Origin of the sequence: Rouxiella sp. WC2420 (assembly GCF_041200025.1) — a bacterium.
Classification (GTDB): domain Bacteria; phylum Pseudomonadota; class Gammaproteobacteria; order Enterobacterales; family Enterobacteriaceae; genus Rouxiella.
Genome location: NZ_CP165628.1, coordinates 1352586 through 1375797 on the forward strand (window position 1 = coordinate 1352586; position 23212 = coordinate 1375797).

General features: G+C 52.4%; 21 protein-coding genes and 1 pseudogene. 10 read left to right on the plus strand and 12 right to left on the minus strand.

The genetic code is table 11. The annotated features are described in order from the left end of the window. Nucleotides 1-13: 13 nt before the first annotated feature. The 3 genes from cysM to AB3G37_RS06345 all read left to right on the plus strand — a co-directional run bounded on the left by cysM (nt 14) and on the right by AB3G37_RS06345 (nt 3125). Complete coding sequence (gene cysM / locus AB3G37_RS06335; protein WP_009638701.1) at nt 14-895, plus strand: cysteine synthase CysM; 882 nt, start codon at nt 14-16, stop codon at nt 893-895. Between the two features lie 213 nt (nt 896-1108). Further along, nucleotides 1109-1792, plus strand: a complete 684-nt coding sequence (locus AB3G37_RS06340; RefSeq protein WP_009638700.1) for a response regulator transcription factor — start codon at nt 1109-1111, stop codon at nt 1790-1792. Further along, a complete protein-coding gene (locus AB3G37_RS06345) occupies nt 1773-3125 on the plus strand; it encodes an ATP-binding protein (protein ID WP_369790061.1) in 1353 nt (450 codons plus the stop codon). The genes AB3G37_RS06340 and AB3G37_RS06345 overlap by 20 nt, the downstream gene beginning before the upstream one ends. A gap of 74 nt (nt 3126-3199) precedes the next feature. On the opposite strand, the gene crr is transcribed toward AB3G37_RS06345, so the two are convergent. From crr to cysZ, 5 genes are all read right to left on the minus strand, one after another. Then, nucleotides 3200-3709 carry a PTS glucose transporter subunit IIA gene (gene crr / locus AB3G37_RS06350; RefSeq protein ID WP_009638697.1) on the minus strand — a complete coding sequence of 170 codons (510 nt, stop codon included), beginning with the start codon at nt 3707-3709 and terminating at the stop codon, nt 3200-3202. 47 nt (nt 3710-3756) lie between these two features. Continuing rightward, nucleotides 3757-5484, minus strand: a complete 1728-nt coding sequence (gene ptsI / locus AB3G37_RS06355; RefSeq protein ID WP_009638696.1) for a phosphoenolpyruvate-protein phosphotransferase PtsI — start codon at nt 5482-5484, stop codon at nt 3757-3759. A 122-nt stretch (nt 5485-5606) separates the two neighbouring features. Further along, nucleotides 5607-5864, minus strand: a complete 258-nt coding sequence (gene ptsH / locus AB3G37_RS06360; protein WP_003038086.1) for a phosphocarrier protein Hpr — start codon at nt 5862-5864, stop codon at nt 5607-5609. A 403-nt stretch (nt 5865-6267) separates the two neighbouring features. Then, nucleotides 6268-7233: a cysteine synthase A gene (gene cysK / locus AB3G37_RS06365; protein WP_369790062.1), complete on the minus strand. Its 966-nt coding sequence runs from the start codon at nt 7231-7233 to the stop codon at nt 6268-6270. Nucleotides 7234-7388: 155 nt separating this feature from the next. Further along, nucleotides 7389-8147 (minus strand): sulfate transporter CysZ, encoded by a 759-nt coding sequence (cysZ, locus tag AB3G37_RS06370; protein ID WP_009638694.1) that lies wholly within the window; start codon nt 8145-8147, stop codon nt 7389-7391. A 238-nt stretch (nt 8148-8385) separates the two neighbouring features. On the opposite strand from cysZ, the gene zipA reads away from it, so the two are divergent. The 3 genes from zipA (at nt 8386) to AB3G37_RS06385 (ending at nt 11822) form a co-directional block, all read left to right on the plus strand. Next, nucleotides 8386-9423: a cell division protein ZipA gene (gene zipA / locus AB3G37_RS06375; RefSeq protein ID WP_369790063.1), complete on the plus strand. Its 1038-nt coding sequence runs from the start codon at nt 8386-8388 to the stop codon at nt 9421-9423. A 92-nt stretch (nt 9424-9515) separates the two neighbouring features. Further along, nucleotides 9516-11540, plus strand: a complete 2025-nt coding sequence (gene ligA / locus AB3G37_RS06380) for an NAD-dependent DNA ligase LigA (protein ID WP_009638692.1) — start codon at nt 9516-9518, stop codon at nt 11538-11540. A gap of 45 nt (nt 11541-11585) precedes the next feature. Next, nucleotides 11586-11822: a DUF3820 family protein gene (locus AB3G37_RS06385; RefSeq protein ID WP_369790064.1), complete on the plus strand. Its 237-nt coding sequence runs from the start codon at nt 11586-11588 to the stop codon at nt 11820-11822. 84 nt (nt 11823-11906) lie between these two features. Here AB3G37_RS06385 and AB3G37_RS06390 read toward each other — a convergent pair whose 3' ends face one another. Continuing rightward, nucleotides 11907-12926: a bile acid:sodium symporter family protein gene (locus tag AB3G37_RS06390; RefSeq protein ID WP_369790907.1), complete on the minus strand. Its 1020-nt coding sequence runs from the start codon at nt 12924-12926 to the stop codon at nt 11907-11909. Nucleotides 12927-13030: 104 nt separating this feature from the next. On the opposite strand from AB3G37_RS06390, the gene AB3G37_RS06395 reads away from it, so the two are divergent. After that, entirely contained in the window at nt 13031-13960 is a 930-nt protein-coding gene (locus AB3G37_RS06395) for a LysR family transcriptional regulator (protein WP_369790065.1), read from the plus strand. A gap of 6 nt (nt 13961-13966) precedes the next feature. Here AB3G37_RS06395 and AB3G37_RS06400 read toward each other — a convergent pair whose 3' ends face one another. After that, nucleotides 13967-14512, minus strand: coding sequence for a nucleotidyltransferase family protein (locus AB3G37_RS06400; RefSeq protein ID WP_369790908.1), 546 nt, complete (start codon nt 14510-14512; stop codon nt 13967-13969). A gap of 286 nt (nt 14513-14798) precedes the next feature. Here AB3G37_RS06400 and eat point away from each other — a divergent pair, with 286 nt between their 5' ends. The 3 genes from eat to eutC are packed head-to-tail and all read left to right on the plus strand — an operon-like array spanning nt 14799 to nt 18414. Next, entirely contained in the window at nt 14799-16208 is a 1410-nt protein-coding gene (gene eat, locus AB3G37_RS06405; RefSeq protein ID WP_369790066.1) for an ethanolamine permease, read from the plus strand. A gap of 20 nt (nt 16209-16228) precedes the next feature. After that, nucleotides 16229-17617, plus strand: coding sequence for an ethanolamine ammonia-lyase subunit EutB (locus AB3G37_RS06410; RefSeq protein WP_369790067.1), 1389 nt, complete (start codon nt 16229-16231; stop codon nt 17615-17617). Next, nucleotides 17617-18414, plus strand: coding sequence for an ethanolamine ammonia-lyase subunit EutC (eutC, locus tag AB3G37_RS06415; RefSeq protein ID WP_369790068.1), 798 nt, complete (start codon nt 17617-17619; stop codon nt 18412-18414). The genes AB3G37_RS06410 and eutC overlap by 1 nt, the downstream gene beginning before the upstream one ends. Nucleotides 18415-18485: 71 nt before the next feature. On the opposite strand, the pseudogene AB3G37_RS06420 reads toward eutC, so the two are convergent. From AB3G37_RS06420 to AB3G37_RS06440, 5 genes and pseudogenes are all read right to left on the minus strand, one after another. Further along, nucleotides 18486-18701: pseudogene (locus tag AB3G37_RS06420) on the minus strand (helix-turn-helix domain-containing protein); the annotation flags it as partial. 141 nt (nt 18702-18842) lie between these two features. After that, a complete protein-coding gene (locus AB3G37_RS06425) occupies nt 18843-20156 on the minus strand; it encodes a M20 family metallopeptidase (RefSeq protein ID WP_369790069.1) in 1314 nt (437 codons plus the stop codon). Next, nucleotides 20156-21145: an ABC transporter permease gene (locus AB3G37_RS06430; RefSeq protein ID WP_369790070.1), complete on the minus strand. Its 990-nt coding sequence runs from the start codon at nt 21143-21145 to the stop codon at nt 20156-20158. The genes AB3G37_RS06425 and AB3G37_RS06430 overlap by 1 nt, the downstream gene beginning before the upstream one ends. Then, nucleotides 21142-22155 carry an ABC transporter permease gene (locus AB3G37_RS06435; RefSeq protein WP_369790071.1) on the minus strand — a complete coding sequence of 338 codons (1014 nt, stop codon included), beginning with the start codon at nt 22153-22155 and terminating at the stop codon, nt 21142-21144. Before AB3G37_RS06435 ends, AB3G37_RS06430 begins: the two co-directional genes overlap by 4 nt. Nucleotides 22156-22195: 40 nt before the next feature. After that, nucleotides 22196-23200, minus strand: a complete 1005-nt coding sequence (locus AB3G37_RS06440; RefSeq protein ID WP_369790072.1) for an autoinducer 2 ABC transporter substrate-binding protein — start codon at nt 23198-23200, stop codon at nt 22196-22198. Nucleotides 23201-23212: the final 12 nt, after the last annotated feature.

Consider the following 23212-nt stretch of genomic DNA (forward strand, 5'->3'; position numbering starts at 1 on the left):
TAAGGCAGCCACAGTGAGCACGCTCGAACAATTTATCGGTAATACACCCCTGGTGCGGTTACAACGCCTGTCAAAGGATCTTGATAGCGAAATTTGGGTCAAACTGGAAGGCAATAACCCGGCAGGATCGGTAAAAGATCGTGCGGCATTTTTTATGATCGATCAGGCCGAAAAACGCGGTGAAATCCGCCCCGGCGACACGCTGATAGAGGCCACTAGCGGCAATACGGGTATTGCCCTGGCGATGATATCCGCGCTTAAAGGCTACAGGCTCAAACTGCTGATGCCTGAAAACATGAGCATGGAGCGGCAGGTCGCGATGCGGGCTTACGGTGCAGAGCTGCTGCTGGTCAGTAAAGCTGAAGGCATGGAAGGCGCGCGCGATTTAGCTCGCGAAATGGAGCAGCGTGGCGAAGGTAAAGTGTTGGATCAGTTCAATAATCCTGATAACTCGCTGGCCCATTTTACCACCACGGGTCCTGAAATCTGGCAACAAACGGCTGGGCGTATCACGCATTTTGTTTCTAGCATGGGCACTACCGGCACCATCAGCGGCGTCAGTCGCTTTCTGAAAAGCCAGCGTGCGGATATCCGTATTTTTGGTCTGCAGCCGGAAGAGGGCAGCAGCATTCCGGGTATCCGCCGCTGGCCCGCAGCCTATTTGCCCGGGATTTTCCAGCCGGAGCTGGTCGATGAAGTGATCGACATGGCGCAAAGCGAAGCTGAAATAACCATGCGTTTGCTGGCTCGTGAAGAAGGTATTTTCTGCGGCGTGAGTTCGGGCGGGGCTGTAGCGGGTGCCTTGCGGGTGGCAAAAGAATATCCCGGTTCGGTGATTGTAGCGATTATCTGCGATCGCGGCGACCGCTACCTTTCCACCGGCGTCTTTGATTAAACAGGCCGATTTCCGTTTTCTATACTACTATCCTGTTGCTTAAAGCTGGAGATATCGTTGCTGAAAGCCTGGCCCGATTGAATCATTTTTGCGGGCAATTAACCCTGTTTTGTGTCATTGAGGCAGCTCAAAGGTAAAAATAGAGTAAATGCAGCTGCGAGCGGGGCGGAACGGGGTAAAAATAGGCGAAAATTTGTAAGGCGGAAAAAAATAATGAAAATTCTACTGGTTGATGACGATCTTGAGCTGGGCACTATGCTGTGCGAATACCTGATTGCCGAAGGTTTTGATGCTTCTTTGGTCCTTAGCGGCAAAGCGGGTGTTGAAGGGGCAATGTCTGGCGAATACAGCGCAATGATCCTTGATATTATGCTGCCGGACATGAGCGGCATCGACGTATTACGTCAGGTGCGTAAAAACAGTCGCTTGCCAATCATTATGCTCACGGCAAAAGGCGACAACATCGACCGCGTTATTGGCCTGGAAATGGGCGCCGATGACTACATGCCAAAACCTTGCTATCCACGCGAGCTGGTGGCACGCCTGCGGGCTGTGCTGCGCCGTGTTGAAGAGCAGCAGGATACACATTCCGACTCCTCCAGCATTCACTATGGCGATCTAACACTGAATCCGGCGACTCGCAGCAGCGAATGGCAAGGTGTTTCTTTTGACCTGACCGCGTCTGAATTCAACCTGCTTGAGCTGCTGTTACGCTCTCCTGAACGCGTGGTTTCCAAAGACGAACTGTCCGAGAAAGGTCTGGGCCGTCCGCGCGAAGCCTACGACCGCAGTATCGACGTTCATATCAGTAATATTCGTCAGAAACTTGCCTCGCTCAAGGGCGGAGATGTGATGACCATCGAGACGGTGCGAAGCATTGGCTATCGAATCCGATAAACGCCTGCGCGGCAGGCTGTTTTGGAAAATCTTGCTGGCTTACTGGGTGACTTTTGTCATCATGACCCAGCTTCTGTGGGCGGTATTCACCTTTTATTACCACCACGAGCCTCCTGAAAGCAGCATTGCGCGGCGTTTTGTCAAACTGCAAATCTCTACGGCGGTTTCCACGCTGCACACGGAAGGTTTACCTGCCCTGAACCATATGATTGCGGGCTGGCCTGCCGACGATCGGCGTTTGTTCACTGTGCAGCCTTCCATGATCCCGGCCAAAGGGATAAGTGTTGACGAGCTGGAACCTGGAAAAGCGCCGGTAGATGTTGTCGAATTTGTTCAGGCACCCGACGGTCAGGGCTATCGCCTGCATTACGATGTTGAAGGGCTGATGGATGAGTATCGGCCAAAAAGAGAAAATCACGTGTTTAATATGCCGCCTCCATTCTTGTGGATTGGGGGAATTGGCGGGCTGATATTCAGCGCCCTGATGGCCTGGAACTTAACCCGGCCGATGCTACAAATGCGCAAGGCATTCGGCCGTGTCTCTCAGGGTGATTTATCTGTACGCCTGTTTTCGACCATGGGCAAACGTCACGACGAACTTTCCGAGGTTGCTCGCGATTTTGACTCGATGGCAGAGCGTTTGCAGGTGCTGGTCAAAGCCCGTGAAGAGTTGCTGCACGATGTATCTCACGAGCTGAGGTCTCCGCTGGCGCGACTGCAGCTGGCTATCGGCCTGGCGCGGCAAAATCCGATTAATGTCGAAACCTCCCTCAAACGCATCGAGCATGAGGCAGGGCGGCTGGACAAGATGATTGGCGAATTGCTGGCGCTTTCTCGAACCGAGCACAGCATCATGCCTGACGAAGAGTATTTTGACCTCTTCGGGCTCGTTGAAGCAGTGGTTAACGATGCGCGCTATGAGGCTCAGTTGCCGGGGGTTGAAATTGCGCTCAACTGCGATGCAGCCGATGAAGACTATACGGTGAAGGGGAATGCCGAGCTGATGCGCCGAGCTATTGATAATGTGGTGCGTAACGCGCTGCGTTTTTCGGCACGCGGTCAGACAGTGAATGTCTCGCTGGGGGCAAAAGAGGAATATCTTTGCGTTGAAGTCGCCGATCAGGGTCCGGGCGTCGAGGAAGACAAGCTTTCTAGTATCTTTGATCCCTTCGTTCGTGTGATGTCGCCGCTATCTGGCAAGGGCTATGGCCTGGGGCTTGCGATCACCAAGAAAGTGATGGTAGCGCATCATGGTAAAATTGAAGCGCGTAATGGCTCTCCCAGAGGTCTTATAATCGATCTTAAAGTTCCTCACTGGAAAATCATTACCTGACTATTTAGAAAGTTTTTAGAAATGGCAGGCAAAAAAAACGGCGCAATCAGCGCCGTTTTTCATCAGGAAAGATCTTACTTCTTGATGCGAATAATCGGCGTCTCGCCAACCACTACGGTACCAGAAAGCTTAATCAGTTCCTTAATTTCATCCATGTTAGAGATAACAACCGGAGTCAGGGTCGACTTGGCTTTCTCTTCCAGCAGGGCCAAATCAAACTCGATAATCAAATCGCCTTTCTTAACGCGCTGCCCTTCCTCGGCAATACGCTTGAAACCTTCACCTTTCAGCTCGACAGTGTCGATACCGAAGTGGACAAACAGCTCGATGCCGTTGTCGGATTCGATTGAGAAAGCATGGTTAGTTTCAAAGATTTTACCGATGGTACCATCAACAGGCGCTACGATTTTGTTTCCTGATGGTTTGATGGCAATGCCATCACCCACAATTTTTTCAGCAAAAACAACATCGGGAACATCTTCAATATTGACAATCTCACCAGAGATCGGCGCAACGATTTCAATTATGCCGACTTCTTTCTTATCATCAGAAACCAATGATTTTAGTTTATCGAACAAACCCATGATTTTCTCCTAAGCATTAATTTGGGCAGCTTTCCAGCAACGCGCAATTAGCAGAGTGTTTTCTCTTCAATGAATTTGTTTACCAAATTCATCAACTCTTGCGCCGTAGGTTGGGCCAGAGCCTCTTCTGCCAGCGCCTTCACATCTTCGAAGTTTGTATTACGAATAATTTTCTTGATGCGTGGGATCGAGATTGCGCTCATGCTGAACTCATCCAGACCCATGCCCAATAAGAGAAGTGTAGCACGTTCGTCACCTGCTAGCTCTCCACACATGCCAGTCCATTTACCCGCGGCATGCGATGCATCAATAACTTGCTTGATAAGTGCAAGCACTGATGGGGACATTGGATTATAAAGATGAGAAATCAGTTCATTACCGCGATCTACTGCCAGAGTATACTGGGTAAGATCGTTTGTACCAATACTGAAGAAATCGACTTCTTTTGCCAGATGGTGAGCAATTACCGCTGCCGCGGGTGTTTCTACCATCACGCCAACTTCAATAGTCTCATCAAAGGCTTTGCCTTCTTCGCGCAGTTGCCCTTTAAGCAATTCCAGCTCGCCGTTCAGCTCGCGAACTTCCTCGACGGAAATCACCATCGGGAACATGATACGCAGTTTACCGAAAGCGGATGCACGCAGGATCGCACGCAGCTGGTCGTGAAGAATCTCTTTACGGTCCAGACAGATACGGATAGCGCGCCAGCCGAGGAACGGGTTCTCTTCTTTAGGCAGGTTCATGTACGGCAATTCTTTATCGCCGCCGATGTCCATGGTACGAACAATCACAGCCTGTGATCCCATTGCTTCCGCAACGGCTTTATAGGCCTGGAACTGTTCTTCTTCGGTCGGCAGACTATCGCGGTCCATAAACAGGAATTCGGTACGATACAGGCCTACGCCTTCTGCACCATTACGCTCTGCACCCGCGACGTCACGCACGGTACCGATGTTGGCACAGACTTCAACCTGATGCCCGTCCAGCGTAATCGCAGGCAAGTCTTTCAGCTTGGCCAGCTCGTCTTTTTCGCTGATGTACTGAGCCTGATCGGCTTTAAGTTCTTCAATAACGTCCTGCGTCGGGTTGACGTAGATTTTATTGTTTACAGCATCGAGGATCAGATAGTCGTCATTCTTGACCTGTTTGGTCACATCGCTGGTACCTACAATCGCAGGCAGTTCCAAAGAACGCGCCATGATGGAGGTGTGCGAAGTACGGCCACCCAAATCGGTGATGAAGCCCAGCACTTTGTTCAGGTTCAGCTGCGCGGTTTCCGAGGGAGTCAAATCACTGGCAACCAGAATAACTTCGCTCTGAATGGTGCCCAGATCGATAATTGGCATGCCGAGAATATTGCGCAGCAAACGTTTACCGATGTCACGCACGTCCGCAGCACGCTCTTTCAGGTATTCGTCGTCAAGCTCTTCCAGCGCCTTGGCCTGGCCTTCAATCACTGAATAGGCGGCAGCGTCGGCAGTGGATTTGTCATCTTTGATGAGGGCTATGATTTCTTGTTCTAGCTCTTCGTCTTCCAACAACATGATGTGGCCTTCGAAGATGGCTTCTTTCTCTTCACCGAAGGTCTCGCCGGCTTTGGTCTTGATCGTTTCCAATTGTGCCGAGGCTTTCGCACGGCCTGACAGAAAACGTTCAACTTCCTGATCGACATTCTCAGGAGAGATTTTTTTCCGGTCGATGACAATTTCATCTTCTTTCAGCAACAACGCCTTGCCGAAAGCAATACCGGGAGATACTAAAATGCCTGAAATCATAACCCTACCTTACTGTTGACTGGTGTTAACTCTTTAGAGACTGTTCAGGACATTAATACCGGGTATAAATTATTGGCTTAAAAGTAAAAACGTCCTGTTAAGTGTCCCTCTGACCAAGCTTCTTATTCGAGCTCTGCCATCAGTTTTACCAAGTGTTCGACGGCTTTCTGCTCGTCTTCACCTTCAGCGGAAAGGGTAACAACAGTACCCTGAGTCAGACCCAAAGTTTGTAGTTTAAACAGGCTTTTAGCACTGGCACTTTTCCCGTTAGAGGTCACGGTAATGTCTGAAGTGAAACCTTTTGCTTCTTTCACAAATTGTGCAGCAGGGCGAGTATGCAGACCATTTGGAGCAGTAATAGTAACTTCTTGCTGGAACATTGATGTTTCCCCAACTTAATTTAAAGTAACGTTGTGGGGCTAAAGCTTAGCTTAAAGGCCTTGCTTTAGCCTGTGAGATTAGCGCCTGAATATTGTTCAGGGATAAACTCCGATGCAACCGAAAAAGTAAAAATTCGCACACCGTGATCAATCTTCAGACCCGATGCAAAATCTTTTCTGATTCATTTCCATTATGCCGCCATTTACTATGCTGTAACAAATCAGTAAAACGATTCAGCTAAAAGCAATTGTAACGGTGATTAATTTTACGCATCGAAATAATTGATGGGTTAAATACTAAACCTTGCTGCTAAAATCAATCACGAAGTGCACTAAACTTTGATGCAGACCACAAAAAAGCACCTATAAAGGTGCTTTTTTGTTCATTTGAGGCGGGGTGGCATTATTGTTGCAATTCTTTTTCTGTAAACAAATCTGCAAACAATGCGGTACTTAAATAGCGTTCGCCGGAAGAAGGCAGAATCACCACGATAGTCTTGTCAGCGTACTCTGGATCCTCCAAAAGTTTCACCGCGGCAGCAACGGCCGCACCGGAAGAAATACCGGCCAGAATGCCTTCTTCTTCCATCAGGCGACGTGCGTAAGAGATGGAGTCGTCATTGGAAATCAGCTCGACGCGGTCCAGCAACTCCAAGTCCAGGTTGCCTGGAATGAAACCTGCACCGATACCCTGAATCTTGTGCGGGCCCGGCTTCACTTCCTGGCCTGCGAGCGTTTGGGTGATAACCGGTGAATCGATTGGCTCAACGGCAACCAGTTTTACGCTGCTTTTTTTGCTTTTCAGGTAACGACCGGTACCGGTAATCGTTCCGCCCGTACCAACGCCCGCGATCAGCACGTCAACCGCGCCGTCGGTATCTTCCCAAATTTCAGGGCCAGTCGTTTTTTCGTGGATTGCCGGGTTGGCCGGGTTGCTGAACTGCTGCAGGATTAGGTAACGCTTAGGATCGCTGGCCTGAATTTCTTCAGCTTTGGCAATAGCGCCTTTCATGCCTTTTGCGCCTTCAGTCAGTACCAGATTGGCACCCAGAGCTTTCAGCAGCTTACGGCGTTCCACGCTCATGGTTTCAGGCATGGTCAGGGTCAGCTTGTATCCGCGCGCGGCGGCTACAAAGGCCAGTGCAATACCGGTGTTGCCGCTGGTAGGTTCAACCAGTTCGATGTCCTTGGTCAGAATGCCGCTTTTCTCGGCTTCCCAAATCATACTTGCGCCAATACGGTCTTTTACACTGAAGCTTGGATTGCGTGACTCGACTTTAGCCAGTATACGGCCATTGCCAATACGATTCAGGCGAACCAGCGGCGTATGGCCGATTGTTAATGAATTGTCATCATAGATCTTGCTCATAGCCTTTCCTACCTTGTGTCGAATTCTTTTGAGGATAATTTTATGAAATTAAGAGGAAAACGTAAAAAGCATACTTGAACGTCTCCCCTAGTGAAGTAAAGAATTAGTATATGATATGTGAATATGAAATATGTTTTGATTCTAGTACAAAACCCTTAGCGCCTGCCTGATTCGGGCAAATGAACATGGCGGTAACGGTCAACCCACATTGCGGTAGCACCACAAACGGCTACCGGCAATATCAGCAAATTGAGCACTGGCACCAGCGTAAACACGCTGACCAGTGAACCAAACTGCAGGTTATCGACCTTATGGCGGCCCATCGAGCGGCGCATATCGGCGAAGCTGACTTTGTGGTTATCGAAAGGGTAGTCGCAATACTGAATCGCCAACATCCAGGCGCTAAAGAAAAACCATAACACCGGAGCCAGCGTTTGTCCGACGCCGGGAATAAAATGCAGTAGCAGCAGTAGCAGCGCACGTGGAATGTAGTATCCGAGCTTCTGCATCTCGCGTTTCATGATGCGCGGCAGGTCTTTCATGATGCCCCAGATACCGGCATCGGGAATAACCTTGCCGGTGAGGCGAGCTTCTAGCTGTTCCGCCAGCAGTCCACTAAAAGGTGCGGCAATCAGGTTGGCAATCGTGCTGAAGAAGAAGCTGAACACCAGTAGCACAGAAATCACGGCTATCGGCCAAATCAAATAATCCAGCCAGCGTAGCCATGCGGGCACGTGATTCATCAGGGCCGGGATCCACTGACCCATCTTGGTGAACAGCCACCAAAAAGCGCCGCCCATCAGTAAAATGTTTACCAGCAGCGGGATCACCACAAATCGGCGGATACCGGGCAGAGAGATCAACTTCCAACCCTGGGCAAAATAATGCACTCCATTGACATCAGATGACGGCATAAAAGAAATTTTCTCTCTCAATTGAATAGGCTGGGCTATCATATCGATATGATTTTGCACTGACTAGGCACTTGTTGGATGAAAAGTGTTCAAAAAGAATGCAACATTCATGTTTATTAGCATAAAACAGTGTCCAGACTTGCACTTATCAACTCAGCCAAATAGAGTTAGATAGGTGAATGTTTGCCGCGTTGGCAATGAATAATTACCTTATGGGTAAAGAACAACAGAGATAGCAATGATGCAGGACTTGCGTCTGATATTAATCGTTGTTGGTGCGATCGCCATAATAGCGTTGTTATTGCACGGTTTGTGGACCAGCCGTAAAGAACGCTCTTCGCTTTTTCGCGATCGTCCAGCTAAACGAGTGAAAAAAGAACGAGAGCAAACCCCGAGCGAAGATTTCGTTGATGGGGTGGGAGAAGTGCGCGTGCGTGCGTCCCACTCACATGACGAGCCGTCTATGGGTAGCTATGACGAAGCTGAAAGTTTTGTCCCGATGCACGCCGAACCCAAGCGCGCATCGCAGGCACCTGTGCAGCCTCAGCCTACTCAGCAGCAACCTGCGCATCAGCAGCCGGTTCAGCATGCGCCGCAGCAAAGACCCGTGCCTCCACAGGCGCCGGTTCAGCAGCCGCTGCATGACGATCCTCTGCTTGGCGGTTACTCCGCTGCCGAGCCGGTAAACGCACCGCATCACGAAGCATACGCCGAGCCTGTTGCTCAGCCTGCTCGTGAGCATACCGCGCCGGTGCCGCCAGCTGAAATTCATGCTGACGCTGCGCCAGCCGCTCGCGCCGAACCACAGCCTTTCGCACCTGCCGAGCCTGAGCCCGAGCCGGTGAAAGAGAAACTGAAAGAAACCGTTCTGGTGCTGCACGTTGCGGCTCATCAGGGTGGGGTAATTGGCGGAGAAGTACTGCTGCAAAGCGTGCTGCAGGCCGGTTTCCAGTTTGGTGCGATGAATATTTTCCATCGCCACGTCAGTCCTGCGGGCAGCGGTCCTGTGCTGTTCAGCCTGGCTAACATGGTGAAACCGGGATCATTCGACCCTGAGAATATGTCTGATTTCTCAACGCCGGGTATTACGCTGTTTATGATGGTGCCTTGCTTCGGCGATGCTCATCAGAATTTCAAACTGTTGCTCCAGTCTGCCCAGCGTATTGCTGACGACGTTGGTGCCGTAGTCTGGGATGACGAGCGTCGTATGATCACGCCGCAGAAACTTGAGTCCTACAAAGCGCGTATCCGCGAAGTGCTGGAAGCTACCGCCTAGTTCTTCGCTCAAGCAACAGTATGCGTTACAATCTGCCTAAATCTTACTAACCCCCGCATGTCGGGGGTTTTTTATCATTAAGATGGTGAGCCATGGCTACAATTCAACAACAAATAGACGATCTGCGCACCAAGCTGCGCCACCATGAATACCAGTATCACGTGCTGGATGCCCCCGAAGTTCCAGACGCCGAATATGACCGCCTGATGCGCGACCTGCGCGAACTCGAAGAAAAAAATCCCGATCTCGTTACTCCAGACTCTCCTACCCAACGTGTTGGCGCAGCGCCGCTTTCAGCTTTTGATCAGGTGCGCCATCAGGTACCCATGCTTTCGTTGGACAACGTGTTTGATGAAGAGAGCTTCCTGGCTTTCTATAAACGCGTCAAAGATCGTCTTAAAGTTTCTACCGAACTTACCTTCTGCTGCGAGCTGAAACTCGACGGGCTGGCGGTTAGCCTGCTGTACGAAAACGGTGAGCTGGTGCAGGCTGCGACGCGCGGCGATGGCACCACAGGTGAGAATATCACCATGAATGTGCGCACTATTCGGGCTATTCCGCTGCGTTTGACCGGTGACAATATTCCCGCTCGCCTTGAAGTTCGTGGCGAAGTATTTATGCCGCAGCCGGGGTTTGAAGCGCTAAACGAAGAGGCGCGACGTACCGGAGGTAAAGTGTTTGCCAATCCACGTAACGCCGCTGCCGGTTCACTGCGCCAGCTTGACCCGCGCATTACCGCCAAACGTCCTCTGACCTTCTTCTGCTACGGCGTTGGCGCGCTGGAGGGCGGCACACTGCCAGCCAGCCATTTCCAGCGTTTACAGCAGTTCAAGGCTTGGGGATTGCCAGTCAGCGAGCGGGTCAAAGTCTGTACCGGCAGCAGTGAGGTGTTGGCATTCTATCGTCAGGTTGAACAGGATCGCGTCCACCTCGGGTTTGATATCGACGGCGTAGTGGTAAAAATCGATTCGCTGGAAACGCAGGAAACGCTGGGCTTTGTGGCCCGAGCCCCGCGTTGGGCGACGGCGTTTAAATTCCCGGCGCAAGAGCAAATCACGCTGGTGAAAGACGTTGAATTTCAGGTCGGGCGCACAGGCGCGATAACCCCGGTTGCACGCCTGGAGCCGGTTTTGGTCGCAGGAGTCATGGTCAGCAATGCTACTTTGCACAACGCCGATGAGATTGAGCGGCTGGGATTGCGCATTGGCGACACGGTGATAGTACGCCGCGCCGGAGACGTTATTCCGCAGGTGGTTGGGGTGATTGAAGACCAGCGGCCTGAAGATGCGCGCGAAGTGGTATTCCCGACCCAATGCCCGGTATGCCATTCCGACGTCGAACGTGTCGAGGGCGAGGCTGTCGCGCGTTGCACTGGCGGACTCTTCTGTGGCGCACAGCGTAAAGAGGCGTTGAAGCATTTCGTTTCCCGTCGCGCGCTGGATGTTGACGGCATGGGCGATAAAATTATCGACCAGCTGGTGGAAAAAGAGTACGTCAAAAATCCGGCCGATTTATTCCGCTTAACAGCCGGGATCATGACCGGGCTGGATCGCATGGGGCCGAAGTCGGCGCAAAATCTGGCGGCGGCGTTGGAGAAATCCAGAGATACCACTTTTGCGCGTTTCCTTTACGCGCTGGGTATTCGTGAAGTCGGTGAAGCTACGGCGGCAAACCTGGCGGCGCACTACCGCACTATTGATGCATTGCGTGAAGCCGATGTTGAGTCCCTGAAAAAGGTGCAGGATGTCGGTGATGTGGTGGCCAAACATGTTGTCAATTTTCTCGGCGAAGACCATAACAAAGAAGTGATCGACGATCTGCTTAACTTCGTGCGCTGGCCTGCGCCGCAGGTGATTGTGGCTGAAGAAATTGACAGCCCGTTTGCCGGCAAGGTGCTGGTACTGACCGGTTCGCTATCGATTCTTTCGCGCGACGAAGCCAAAGACCGCCTGACGGCACTTGGCGCGAAGGTGACTGGCAGTGTGTCGAAGAAAACCGACATGGTGATCGCCGGTGAGGCCGCGGGATCCAAGCTGGCCAAAGCGTTGGAACTGGGTATTCCGGTGATCGACGAAGAGGAAATGATCCGCCTCTTAGGCGATCCCCAAAGTACTTGAAGCGGCAGCGACTTCAATGACGTTGGGTAGTAATGAGGGCAATTTATGGAAAAAGAAAATTTAATTGAAATCGCCAACACTGTTATGCCGTTCGGCAAATATCAGGGCAGGGTACTGATCGATCTGCCGGAAGAGTATTTGTTATGGTTTGCTCGCAAGGGAGAATTCCCCGAGGGCAAGCTCGGCATGCTGATGGAAATGGCGCTGGCGATAAAAATTGAGGGGCTACAGGATTTACTGACACCCCTGAGGCGCGGCGGCGGCAACCCGCACAGCGAATAAATGTTTGGTATTGATTAAACCATAGTCATTCCACGAAAAAGCCGATCATTAAACTGATCGGCTTTTTTATTTTGAATCAGAAAGTTAATTCAATTTAGCCTGAACTCTCGCGCCACCTTCAGCCTGCTGTGCTTCATCGTTTTGCAACTTCAGCTGCTTATTGTGATAGCGCTTTGCCAGCACGGCGCAGATCATCAGCTGTACCTGATGGAAAATCATCAGCGGCAGCACCATCATGCCAATCGCACTCACCGGGAACAGAATATTTGCCAGCGGAATACCGTTAGCCAGGCTTTTCTTTGAACCGCAGAACACGATGGTGATTTCATCTGGTTTCGAGAAGCCCATCCAGCGCGCCATGTAGGTGTTAAAGATGATGACAATCGCCACCAAAATGATGCAGACGATCACGATAAACGCGAAGGTACCCAGCCCAACTTTATGCCAGATACCCTGAGTGACCGCTTCGCTGAACGCAGTGTAAACCACCAGCAAAATCGAGGTTCTATCGGTTTTGCCGATCATCTTCTTGTGTTTATCCACGAATTTGCCAATAACCGGACGCAGCAGGTGACCCGCCAGGAAAGGGACCAGCAGTTGCAGGATGATGTGCCACATCTGCTCCAGGCCGTTTCCTGTGTCGCCCTGAACGTGCATCAATACGCTGACCAGCAGAGGCGAAACGAAAATCCCCAACAGGCTTGAAGCCGATGCGCTGCACACCGCTGCCGCCACATTGCCCCCGGCCATCGAGGTAAAGGCGATTGCAGACTGAACCGTCGCGGGCAAGACACAGAGGTACAGGAAGCCAGAATATATCTGCGGGCTGACGTCAACCGGATGCCACCATTGGAAAAGCAGGCCCAGAATTGGGAACAAAATAAAGGTGCTGAACATCACCCAAAGATGCAGACGCCAGTTGTTACTGCCTTCAAGGATCGCCGCGCGCGATAGCTTGGCGCCGTGCATAAAGAACAGCAGGCCGATGGCGAAAATCGTCAGGTCATTGAAGGCAGTGATATAAATACCTCGTGCCGGGACGAACGTCGCCAGCAAAACGGTAGCGACCAACATCAGGGTAAAGGTATCAGGCAAAAAACGCAGGGCTTTCATAGCTGTCTCAATAATTTGTAAGTAATAGCGCTATTTTGACTGTTTCAGTTAAAATTATAAAATTGATTTATCTAATCCATTAATGAATCCGATTCATGAATTATTCTCTCAAGCAACTCAAGGTTTTTATCGCCGTGGCGCGTTATGGCAGCTTTAGCCGTACCGGCGAGGTGATAGGCCTCAGCCAGTCAGGTATAAGTCATAGTATCAAAGAGCTGGAGAGTGAGATGGGCGTGCGGCTGCTCGACCGAACTACCCGTGAGGTGGCGCTAACCGATGCCGGACGTCGTCTCGCCAACCGTGTCGAACCCTTGCTGGATGAACTGCACGCAATGCTGCTCGATACCCGCAGCTTCGGCACAGAGCAAAATGGACGAGTGAGGATTGCTTCCAGCCAAACTATTTCAGCTCATCTGATGCCGCAGTGTATCGCCAGCAGCGCCGATATTTTCCCTGATATTCAGATTTTACTCAGGGATCAATCACAACAGCTGGTGCTGAACAGCGTGCGCAATGCCGAGGTGGATTTTGGCATCGTGATCGACCCCGGTTACAGCAACGATCTGGACACCGAGGTGATCCTGCACGAACCTTTCCTGCTGCTATGCCACCAAGACAACCCGTTTGCGGCGATGGAGGCGGTGCCGTGGACCAGTCTGAACAATGCGCGACTGGTCCTGCAAGACTATTCTTCCGGTAGCCGCCAGCTTATCGACAAGGCGCTGGCAGATTTCTCTGTAAAAACTCACGTCGTGCAGGAAATAGGTCATCCAGCGACACTGTTTCCGATGGTCGAAGCAGGTATCGGCATTAGCGTTCTGCCCGCGCTGGCGCTGCCCCTGCCTTCGGGCAGCAAGTTGGTGATCCGCCCTCTGGTGCCCGAGGTGAATCGAGCGTTGATGCTGGTGAAACGTAAAAATCGCTCATTGACGCCCGCCGCCCTGGCCATTTGGGAGGTCGTCAAACAGCAGGCGCAGCTTCTTACGGAGAAGCGCAAAGTTTTTGGATTGGATTTCAAAGCTTAATCAATATCAAAGCTTGATTGCCAACTGCGGCCAGCGCTCAGTCCAGCGTTTATCACGCGCGCGCTGCTGCAAAACCTCAGGGATGCCGTGCTTTGGATTGGCGCTGATGGTAAAAGTAAACAGGCTATCAATACCTAGCGGCGCAACCAGCTCCAACTGATTGTCAGCATTGAGACGAACGCCGACGGCGGTCTCGATTTCGACCCAATAACTCATAGCATCGCAGGTCGAAGTGTAAGGTTCGCGACTGTATTTCAAATGCATTCTGGCCTGATTCTTCACCGACCAAGGCAAGTCGGGAGCGAGAGTTTCGAGCTGTTTCTCATACTGGCGATCGGTTTCAGGGCTTAAATCCTGTGAATTAAAATACACGACATCTATATCATTCAGCGGCGAATTATCGGGGCGCTGGTGCAAGCGGTCCCACACCAAGTTACGGACAAATCCTGCCGCCAGGCACCAGTCTTCAAGGCCCAGTTTTTGTGCTTCATGCAGTGCCCGCATGCGCAGCGCATCTTGTTTAATCCATTCAAATATCTGCTGCTGACTCATCATTACCTCCGAGTATTAAGCCATTTTTATCCTGGCAGACCTTTGCTCGTCCTTTAATAAATCGAGCCGTACCAAATAATGATAACGGGTCTGACGCACCTTTTAAGACCGGGCTATCAAGGCCGCGCGCCAAAATGAGGCAGTGGCATTCAGCCCTGAAGTTGTTTAACGATTTAAATCAGCCGTTATCCAGATAAGGCCAATTTTGCGCAGTTGGTACAGCCCTTGCAAGACCCGATGATAGGTTTGCAATGCAGTGATACATCCACTGGCAGGGGACTCGGTTATGCAGAAAACAAAAGTTGCACCGGTGTTAAAACGCACATTAGGCAGTTTCCATTTATGGGGCATCGCCGTTGGATTAGTTATCTCCGGTGAGTATTTCGGCTGGAGCTATGGCTGGGCGCAAGCTGGAACCCTGGGGTTTCTGATCACCGCTTTAGTGATTGCTGCCATGTATTGCGCATTTATTTTTAGCTTCACTGAGCTGACCACCTCAATTCCTCATGCAGGCGGCCCGTTTGCCTATGCGTATCGCGCATTTGGGCCAACCGGAGGCTTTGTCGCCGGATTCGCCACTCTGGTTGAGTTTGTTTTTGCTCCCCCAGCCATTGCGATGGCAATCGGTGCTTATCTCAACGTTCAGTTTCCCTCTATCGACCCCAAATGGGTGGCAGTTGGGGCCTATATCGTGTTTATGGGGCTAAATATAATCGGTGTCAGCATTGCCGCTACCTTTGAGCTGCTGGTCACGCTGCTGGCTATTTTCGAACTGTTAGTCTTTATGGGCGTCGTCGCGCCCGGTTTTAGTATGGCTAACTTTACACACGGCGGTTGGGCGGGCAGCGACAGCTTCAGTCCGGCGGCATTCTCTGGCATTTTTGCCGCCATCCCATTTGCTATCTGGTTCTTTTTGGCAATCGAGGGTGCATCGATGGCCGCTGAGGAGGCGAAAGACCCGCAAAAAACCATTCCAAAAGCCTTTATCGGCGGCATTTTGACCCTAACCGTATTAGCGCTGGGCGTGATGCTGTTTGCCGGGGGCGTGGGCGACTGGAGCAAGCTGGCAAACATCAATGACCCTTTGCCCCAAGCGATGAAACTGATTGTTGGCAATAACAGCGGCTGGCTGCACATGCTGGTATGGCTCGGGCTGTTCGGCCTGATCGCCTCGTTCCACGGCATTATCATGGGCTATTCTCGACAGATTTTTGCGCTGGCACGAGCCGGTTATTTGCCTAAAAAACTCGCCACAGTTAACGCGCGTTTCCAGACGCCGCATCTGGGGATTATCGCTGGTGGTGTTGTAGGTATCGCGGCGATTTTTTCCGACCAGCTAATTGTCATCGGCGGGCAACCTTTGACCGCCAATATTGTGACCATGTCGGTATTCGGCGCGATTGTTATGTATATCATTTCAATGGCAGCGCTGTTTAAGCTACGCCGCAGCGAGCCTAAGCTGATACGTCCATTCCGTGCGCCGTTTTATCCTTTTGCACCGGCATTGGCGTTGGTGCTGGCGGTTGTTTGCCTCGGGGCGATGATTTACTACAACACCTTACTGTTTATGATTTTTGCCGCGATGATGCTGCTGGCCTACGCCTGGTTCAGGCTGACCCACCAGGCGCGCAGCGATGCCGATCACGACCCACAGCTTGGGGGATTAAAACCCGCGCCGGTGAAAAGTGCTAAATAACAGGCTTGCCAGGGAGTGTTATGTTTCAAACGACGTTGAGCCATCGCAACTATCAGTTTCGTGATTTACGCGAGCTGATGGCCAAGGCGTCGCCGGCCCGTTCCGGCGACTATCTTGCCGAGGTTGCCGCCGACAGCGCGGAAGAGCGTATGGCGGCAAAAATGGCGCTGGCTGAGATCCCACTTAAGGTATTTCTGCAACAGCTGCTGATCCCCTATGAGCAGGATGAAGTGACGCGCCTGATCATCGACACTCACGATGCCGCCGCTTTTAGTGAAATATCGCACCTGACCGTGGGGGATTTTCGGGACTGGCTGCTAAGTGAAACTACCGACTCGACAGTGCTGGCTACAGTCGCCAAGGGCATTACCCCTGAAATGGCCGCTGCGGTCAGTAAACTGATGCGCAATCAGGACCTGATTCTGGTAGCCAAAAAATGCCGGGTGATTACTCGTTTTCGCAATACAATCGGCTTGCCGGGTCATATGAGCGTGCGCCTGCAGCCTAACCACCCGACCGACAACTTGCAGGGCATCGCGGCCAGCATGCTCGACGGGCTGCTTTACGGCTCGGGTGACGCGGTGATCGGTATCAATCCCGCCAGTGACAGTCTGCCATTGCTGGAAAATCTCAATTACATGCTCGATGACGTGATTAGCCGCTTCGAGATCCCGACCCAGTCCTGCATTCTGACGCATGTCACCAACACGATTCGGCTGGTGGAACGCGGCGCACCGGTAGATTTAGTCTTTCAGTCGATTGCCGGTAGTGAAGCAGCCAACAGCGGTTTCGGTATCAATCTGGCACTGCTTGAAGAGGCGCAGCAGGCAGCGCTGAGCCTCAAACGCGGTACTTTGGGCGATAACGTCATGTATTTCGAAACCGGGCAGGGCAGCTGTCTTTCGGCCAATGCCCATTTTGGTGTCGATCAGCAAACCTGCGAGGCGCGCGCCTACGCTATTGCCCGCCGATTTTCACCTTTGCTGGTCAACACGGTGGTCGGGTTTATCGGCCCCGAATATCTGTATGACGGCAAGCAGATTATTCGCGCCGGGCTCGAGGACCATTTCTGCGGCAAACTGCTCGGCGTGCCTCTGGGCTGCGACGTCTGCTATACCAACCATGCACAAGCCGATCAGGACGATATGGACACACTCTTGACCCTGCTCGGCGCGGCGGGTTTAACCTTCCTGATTGGCGTACCGGGTGCCGATGACATCATGCTGAACTACCAGAGCACCTCCTTTCACGACGCATTATATATCCGCGAGTTGCTGGGACTAAAACATGCGCCTGAATTTGCGGCATGGCTCGAGAAAATGAAGATTATAGACGGCGACGGCAGGCTGCGTGAGACTCGCGCTTCACATCCGTTACTGAGCCAGTTGCCGCAGTTGGGAGGTCGATAATGAGCAAGGAAGGGGATAAAAAAGCTCTTCAATCAGTGCATCCCAACCCGTGGGAAACTCTGCGCCAGTTTACCGCTGCCCGTATTGCTTTGGGCCGCACGGGTGCCAGTTTGCCAACCGATGAAGTGCTGCGTTTTGGACTGGCGCATGCACAGGCTCGCGATGCGGTCCATCAACCTTTTAACAGCGAAGAGCTGGAGCCGGAGTTGCACGAGTTGGGGCTAAAAACGTTGCGTGTAGACAGCGCGGCGGCCGATCGCGCGACATACCTTTGCCGACCTGACCTGGGGCGCAAGCTTTCCCATGATAGCCGTGAGTTTTTGCAATCACTGCCGATTGAGGCGGCCGATTTGGTTCTGGTAGTGGCTGATGGACTCTCTTCGAAAGCTGTACACCGACAGGCTGTACCGTTGATTAAGGCACTATTACCGTATCTCGGGCAGTTAGATCTCAAGCTGGGGCCGGTGATCCTTGCCCATCAGTCGAGGGTCGCGCTGGGTGATGACATCGCTGAAATTATGAAAGCTAAAGCGGTTGCCATTCTGATTGGCGAACGGCCGGGGCTTTCATCACCGGACAGTTTGGGGATTTATATGACCTGGGGGCCGCACACGCGCCGCATGGAGTCAGAGCGCAACTGTATCTCTAACGTTCGACCCGAGGGACTTGACTATCCTCAGGCAGCGTTCAAGCTCGCCTGGTTGTTGGAACAGGCATTTCACCGCCAGCTCTCAGGCGTTAATCTTAAAGATGAAAGCGATAATCCGGCATTACAGGGTCGGGTTCGGCTGGAATAAAGTCATTACGGTACTGTAAGTAATGACTAATGGTTAAAAATAAATCTAAAGAACACGACAATATTTGCAGATCATTTGACGCTTCTTAAAATATTCCTTTTAACCGGACTGTTAGTTAATAATACTTTTTGAATGGTTATTACTAGGTATCGACTAGGCCAAATTTTTTCAGGTTCCAAACCTATGGAGTTTGCAATAATTTTCTCCCCTTTTGGCCAAGGTCTTTGTAAGGCATTACTTAATGTGCTTGAAGCAAGTCCGTGCTCTCGTGAAAGAGCGGATAAGGATTTTTTAGGAGGGAAATTGAACCGTGATGATGGGCTTTCGAATTCGAATGGAAAACTAACTGCCTTGGCAAATATCTTCACAGGCCTACGCCCGTGAAGATGATGAATTTGCTCTGGATCTAAAAGGCAATAAAACCCATGTCACCGGCACCATTTCTCGACCGCTATAGCGATTGCCTTGGTGCAGCTTACTAGGTCGCTTATCGAGACACGTTCGTTTGGCTGGTGGGACTGTGCCGGATCGCCTGGCCCAAAGTTCACCGTTGGCGTATTTCCCAAACCAGTCGGCAAACCAATGTCACTGTGCGCGCCAAATCCTGAGAGTGCAGGGGAGAGATCGGCCTCAATCACTGCTTGCTGAAAAGTCTGCACGAACGGATGATCAGCCGGAATTTCGGCGCAGTCGGCATCTAAAATCCATTCGATGGTTGCCGGATGCTGGCGTAAATAGGGATCAGCCTGACAGATATTCGCCAGATGCTCCTCCACTTCCCGCTTCACGTGACCGCCGAGGCCGAACTCGTCTTTCTCGGACGGCAGATATTGCACGTCAATCACGATTTCGCCGTATCCTGCCGTTGAAGAGGCGTGCTCGCCGACTTTAAGCTGAGTCACCAGAATCATGTTCGGCAGTTCCATTAGCGGGTGATTCTTTTTGGGATCGAATTGCCAGCGGCGGTTAATAATATCGATACCGTCCATAATCTGGCGACACAGCTGCACGGCGTCTACCGGCCCGGTGCTGTACCACGAATTCGGCATCAGCTCGGCGTGACCGCCAACGCCGTTGACCAGAATTTTCCCCCACAGGATACCGTGACACAGTGGCGCAATGCGATTGGCGCTGGGTTCGGTCATGATCCCTGCATCGGCTTTGAATCCCCGGTCAACCATCGCCAGCGAACCCATGCCGCCAATTTCCTCATCGACCACGGTGGTGAAAACGACGTCGCCTGACAGGTTAATCCCCAGTTCTTGCAAAAATTCGACCGCCATCAGCATGCAGGCTACGCCGCCTTTCATATCCACTGCGCCGCGCCCAAACACTTGCTGGTCTATAACTTCAGGAGCGAAAGGGTCTGTGTTCCAGTGTGCGCGAGCGCCGGGTGGAACCACGTCAATATGGCCGGTTAGCATGATCGATTTGCCGCCACCGCTGCCTTTTAAGGTGCCGCCAAGGTTAGGGCGACCTTCAAAAGTACGGCCTTTGTTGGCCCCCGGACGGCCTTTATATTTTTCATACAATGCCGGACCATCGGGGTCCCAGAGATCGGTAGTCATGCCCAGAGACTCCAGTCGTTTTTGCAGATACAGCTGGCAGTCGCGTTCGCCTGGCCCTGCCTGTGTTGGGTCAACCAGCACAATAGAGGGGAATGACAAGATGTCACACAGCGTATCGACAATGCGCTGTGAGTTGGCTTCAATGTGCGCTGAAATCTTTTCTGAAAGAGACATTATCGGGCTCCGTTAATTTGCGAAACGCGTGATGAGAGACGGTCGGCAAGCAGTACGGCGATGAGCAGAATACCCACTACGCCAACCTGCCAGACGCTATTGATGCCAAACTGCAACATGCTGGTTTTCAACGCCACCAGCAGCAGTACGGCGGCAAAGACGCCGCTGACGCCACCCTTGCCTCCAAAAATGGCGATACCCCCCAGCAGCGCGGCGGTCAGCGATTCGAGTTCAAGATTGACGCCTGCATCAGGGCGGCCGCTGCCCAGCCAGGAAAGAGAAACAAAGCCGGCAGCACCCGCCAGAAGGCCACACAGGCTGTAGAGCAAAATGCGAACTTTATCGACCGGAATGCCGACCAGACGCGCCGAGTTTTCGTTGAAGCCCATCGCGTAAATCCAGCGACCCCAGCTGGTGTAAGACAGGATCACCGCGACAATCACAAACGCAGGAACAACCAGCGTCAAGAATGGCAGCGGGATATCGCCCAGCATGCCTCGACCCCACGGCAGCGCCCAGCCAGGTACGCCAGACTGCGCCGCGCCGTCGGTGAGGCACAGCGCCAAACCGGAGTACAGATAAAAGGTGCCGAGGGTGACAATCAGCGGATAAATACGCAGTTTGGCAACTAATAGCCCGTTCAACGCGCCGAGAAGTCCGCCGCAGAGCAGGCAAACCAGCGGCAAAAGCGCCGATGGAACGCCGTATTGCAGACTCATTATGCCCACGATAGCTGACAGCGAGACATTGCCGCCCACCGAGAGATCGATACCGGCACCGCCGCACAGCACCACTAACGCCTGTCCGAGCGAGACCAGAGCCAGCAAGGTAGCAAATTGCAAAATACTGCTCAGCGTGGAGCCAGAAAGTATCGAAGGCTGGGCGATGAGCACCACGATGGCCAACAGGATCCACAGGCTGGCAAGAATGCTCAGCACCAGGTTTCGCTGGCACCAGCGCAGCAGGCTAAAGGAGTTGGATAAGATCACGAAGATGGCCTCCCGCTAACGGAAACCGCTTTTGGGCGCGTCAGCCACGGGTGAAATTTCAAACGACCGGCGACTACCTCGGCAATCAGCACTGCCAGCAGCAGCGCACCAGTGACTACCGTTTGCCACAAAGAAGGCACGCCGATTAACAGCAGACCGTTTTGCAGGATGCGTAGCAAAAATACCCCGAGTACCGTGCCGAGCAGGCTGCATTGTCCGCCCATAATTCCGGTGCCGCCTAAAACCACGGCGGCGATCGCTTCCAATGCCAGCGTACTGCCGACCGTCATTTCGACGTTGCGATAAGTGGCGACGTAAAAAGTAGCGGCGAGACCACAGAGTGCGCCACTGATGATAAAGGTGGCAAAACGCACGCGCGTTACCGCAATACCTGACAACCTGGCCTTGTCGGCAGAATGCCCGATAGCCAGCAGATGCGGCCCAAATGGCGTGCGGCGCAGGGCCAGCCATACCAGCAGATAAGCCAAAATGATCACCCAGGCAGTCACCGGCAAGCCAAGAAAGTGGCTTTCGAGCCGCTGAGTGAGAGTGGCTGGCAGACCTGAAAGCCATTGACCGCCAAGCAGGGCAAATACCGCCGTGCGATAAACGCCGTACAGCCCTAAAGTACCGACAATTGAAGGGATCTTGCCGAGCACTACCACGCTTGCGGTAATCAACCCGGCGATAATACCAATCACCGGACCAGCCAAGGCAGTGAGTGTCGGATCTAGCGTGGTGTTCAGCAGTTGCCCGACGACAATTGCCGCCAGCCCCATCACCACGCCGACCGAAACATCGACGCCACCCATCGCCAGCAGCAGCGTCATGCCAAGACCAATCAGCAGCAGCTCAACACTGTTGCGCAGCACGGTGGTAAGGTTATCGGCGGTCGCAAAATAGGGCGATGCCAGGCTAAAAATAACTATCGCCAACAGGCAGACGGAGGCCAGCGTGATTTCGCGCGCGGAAAACGACATTTTCGATTTTAGGGTCAATGGAATTGCCACGGCGCTGTGCTCTCCGTTGAGTCAAACTTCATGAGCCAGATCAGAAATGAAACTGATCGACATTTTTAGCCGTGAACACCGCCGGTGCGCCAAGCAGCAAAATGCCGGTTTTTGCATCGTATTTAACCGATTGGTCTAGGCCCGGAACCGTGTTTTCAGCAGAGAAAGCTTTGCCATCAATGAGTTGCTTACCGGCCCAAACGGTCAGATAGCCGAGTTTTTCCGGGTCCCACAGCACCGTGAAGCCAAACGATCCGCTTTTCAGGTAACTGCGGGCGGTATTCGGACTGCAATATCCGCTGCCGACCACTTTGCCAATTTTGCCCGCCGTTTCGATAGCCTGAGCAACGCCAGGGCAAGTCGTCGAGGCGACCGCAATGATGCCTTTAAGATCGGGATGCGATGACATCAGATCGGTAGAGATCTGCGCCGCACGACTGGCGGTGCCACCGGCAAACTGTGGCTTAAGCAGCACGACGTGTGGATATTTTTCCTTGACGCGTTTTTGCATAAAACCGATCCACGCGTTGAGGTTAGAGGCGGTGGCTTCACCCGAGACAATACCGATGGTGGCGTGATCGCCTACGCGCTGGACCATCTGGTCAATCATGGTTTCACCCAATCCCTGGTCGGTTGCCTGAGCGACATAAACCGCACGGCCGCTGTCAGGTGCATCACTGTCACTGGTAAAAAGTTTGATATTTTTGGCTTTCGCCTGAGCGACCACGGGAGCAATGCTCGAGGCATCGAGCACGCTGACCGAAATCGCATTGACCCCTTGGGCTATCAGATTCTGTACAATTTGCAGCTGATCCATGGGGTTGGTATCAACCGGACCGGAATAGATAAAATCGACGCCAAAGGCCTTGGCCGCGCGCTCACCGCCGTCCTGCATCGCCTTGAAATAGGGAATACCGATGATTTGCGGCACGAATGCAACTTTCGGTTTGTCTGCGGCCCAGGTCGTTGCAGTCCCCGAGACCAGCAGGGTAGAGGCGACCAATGTTACTGCAAGCGTCTTTACTAGCATTGAAGTCTTGAGCATAGGGTTCCACCA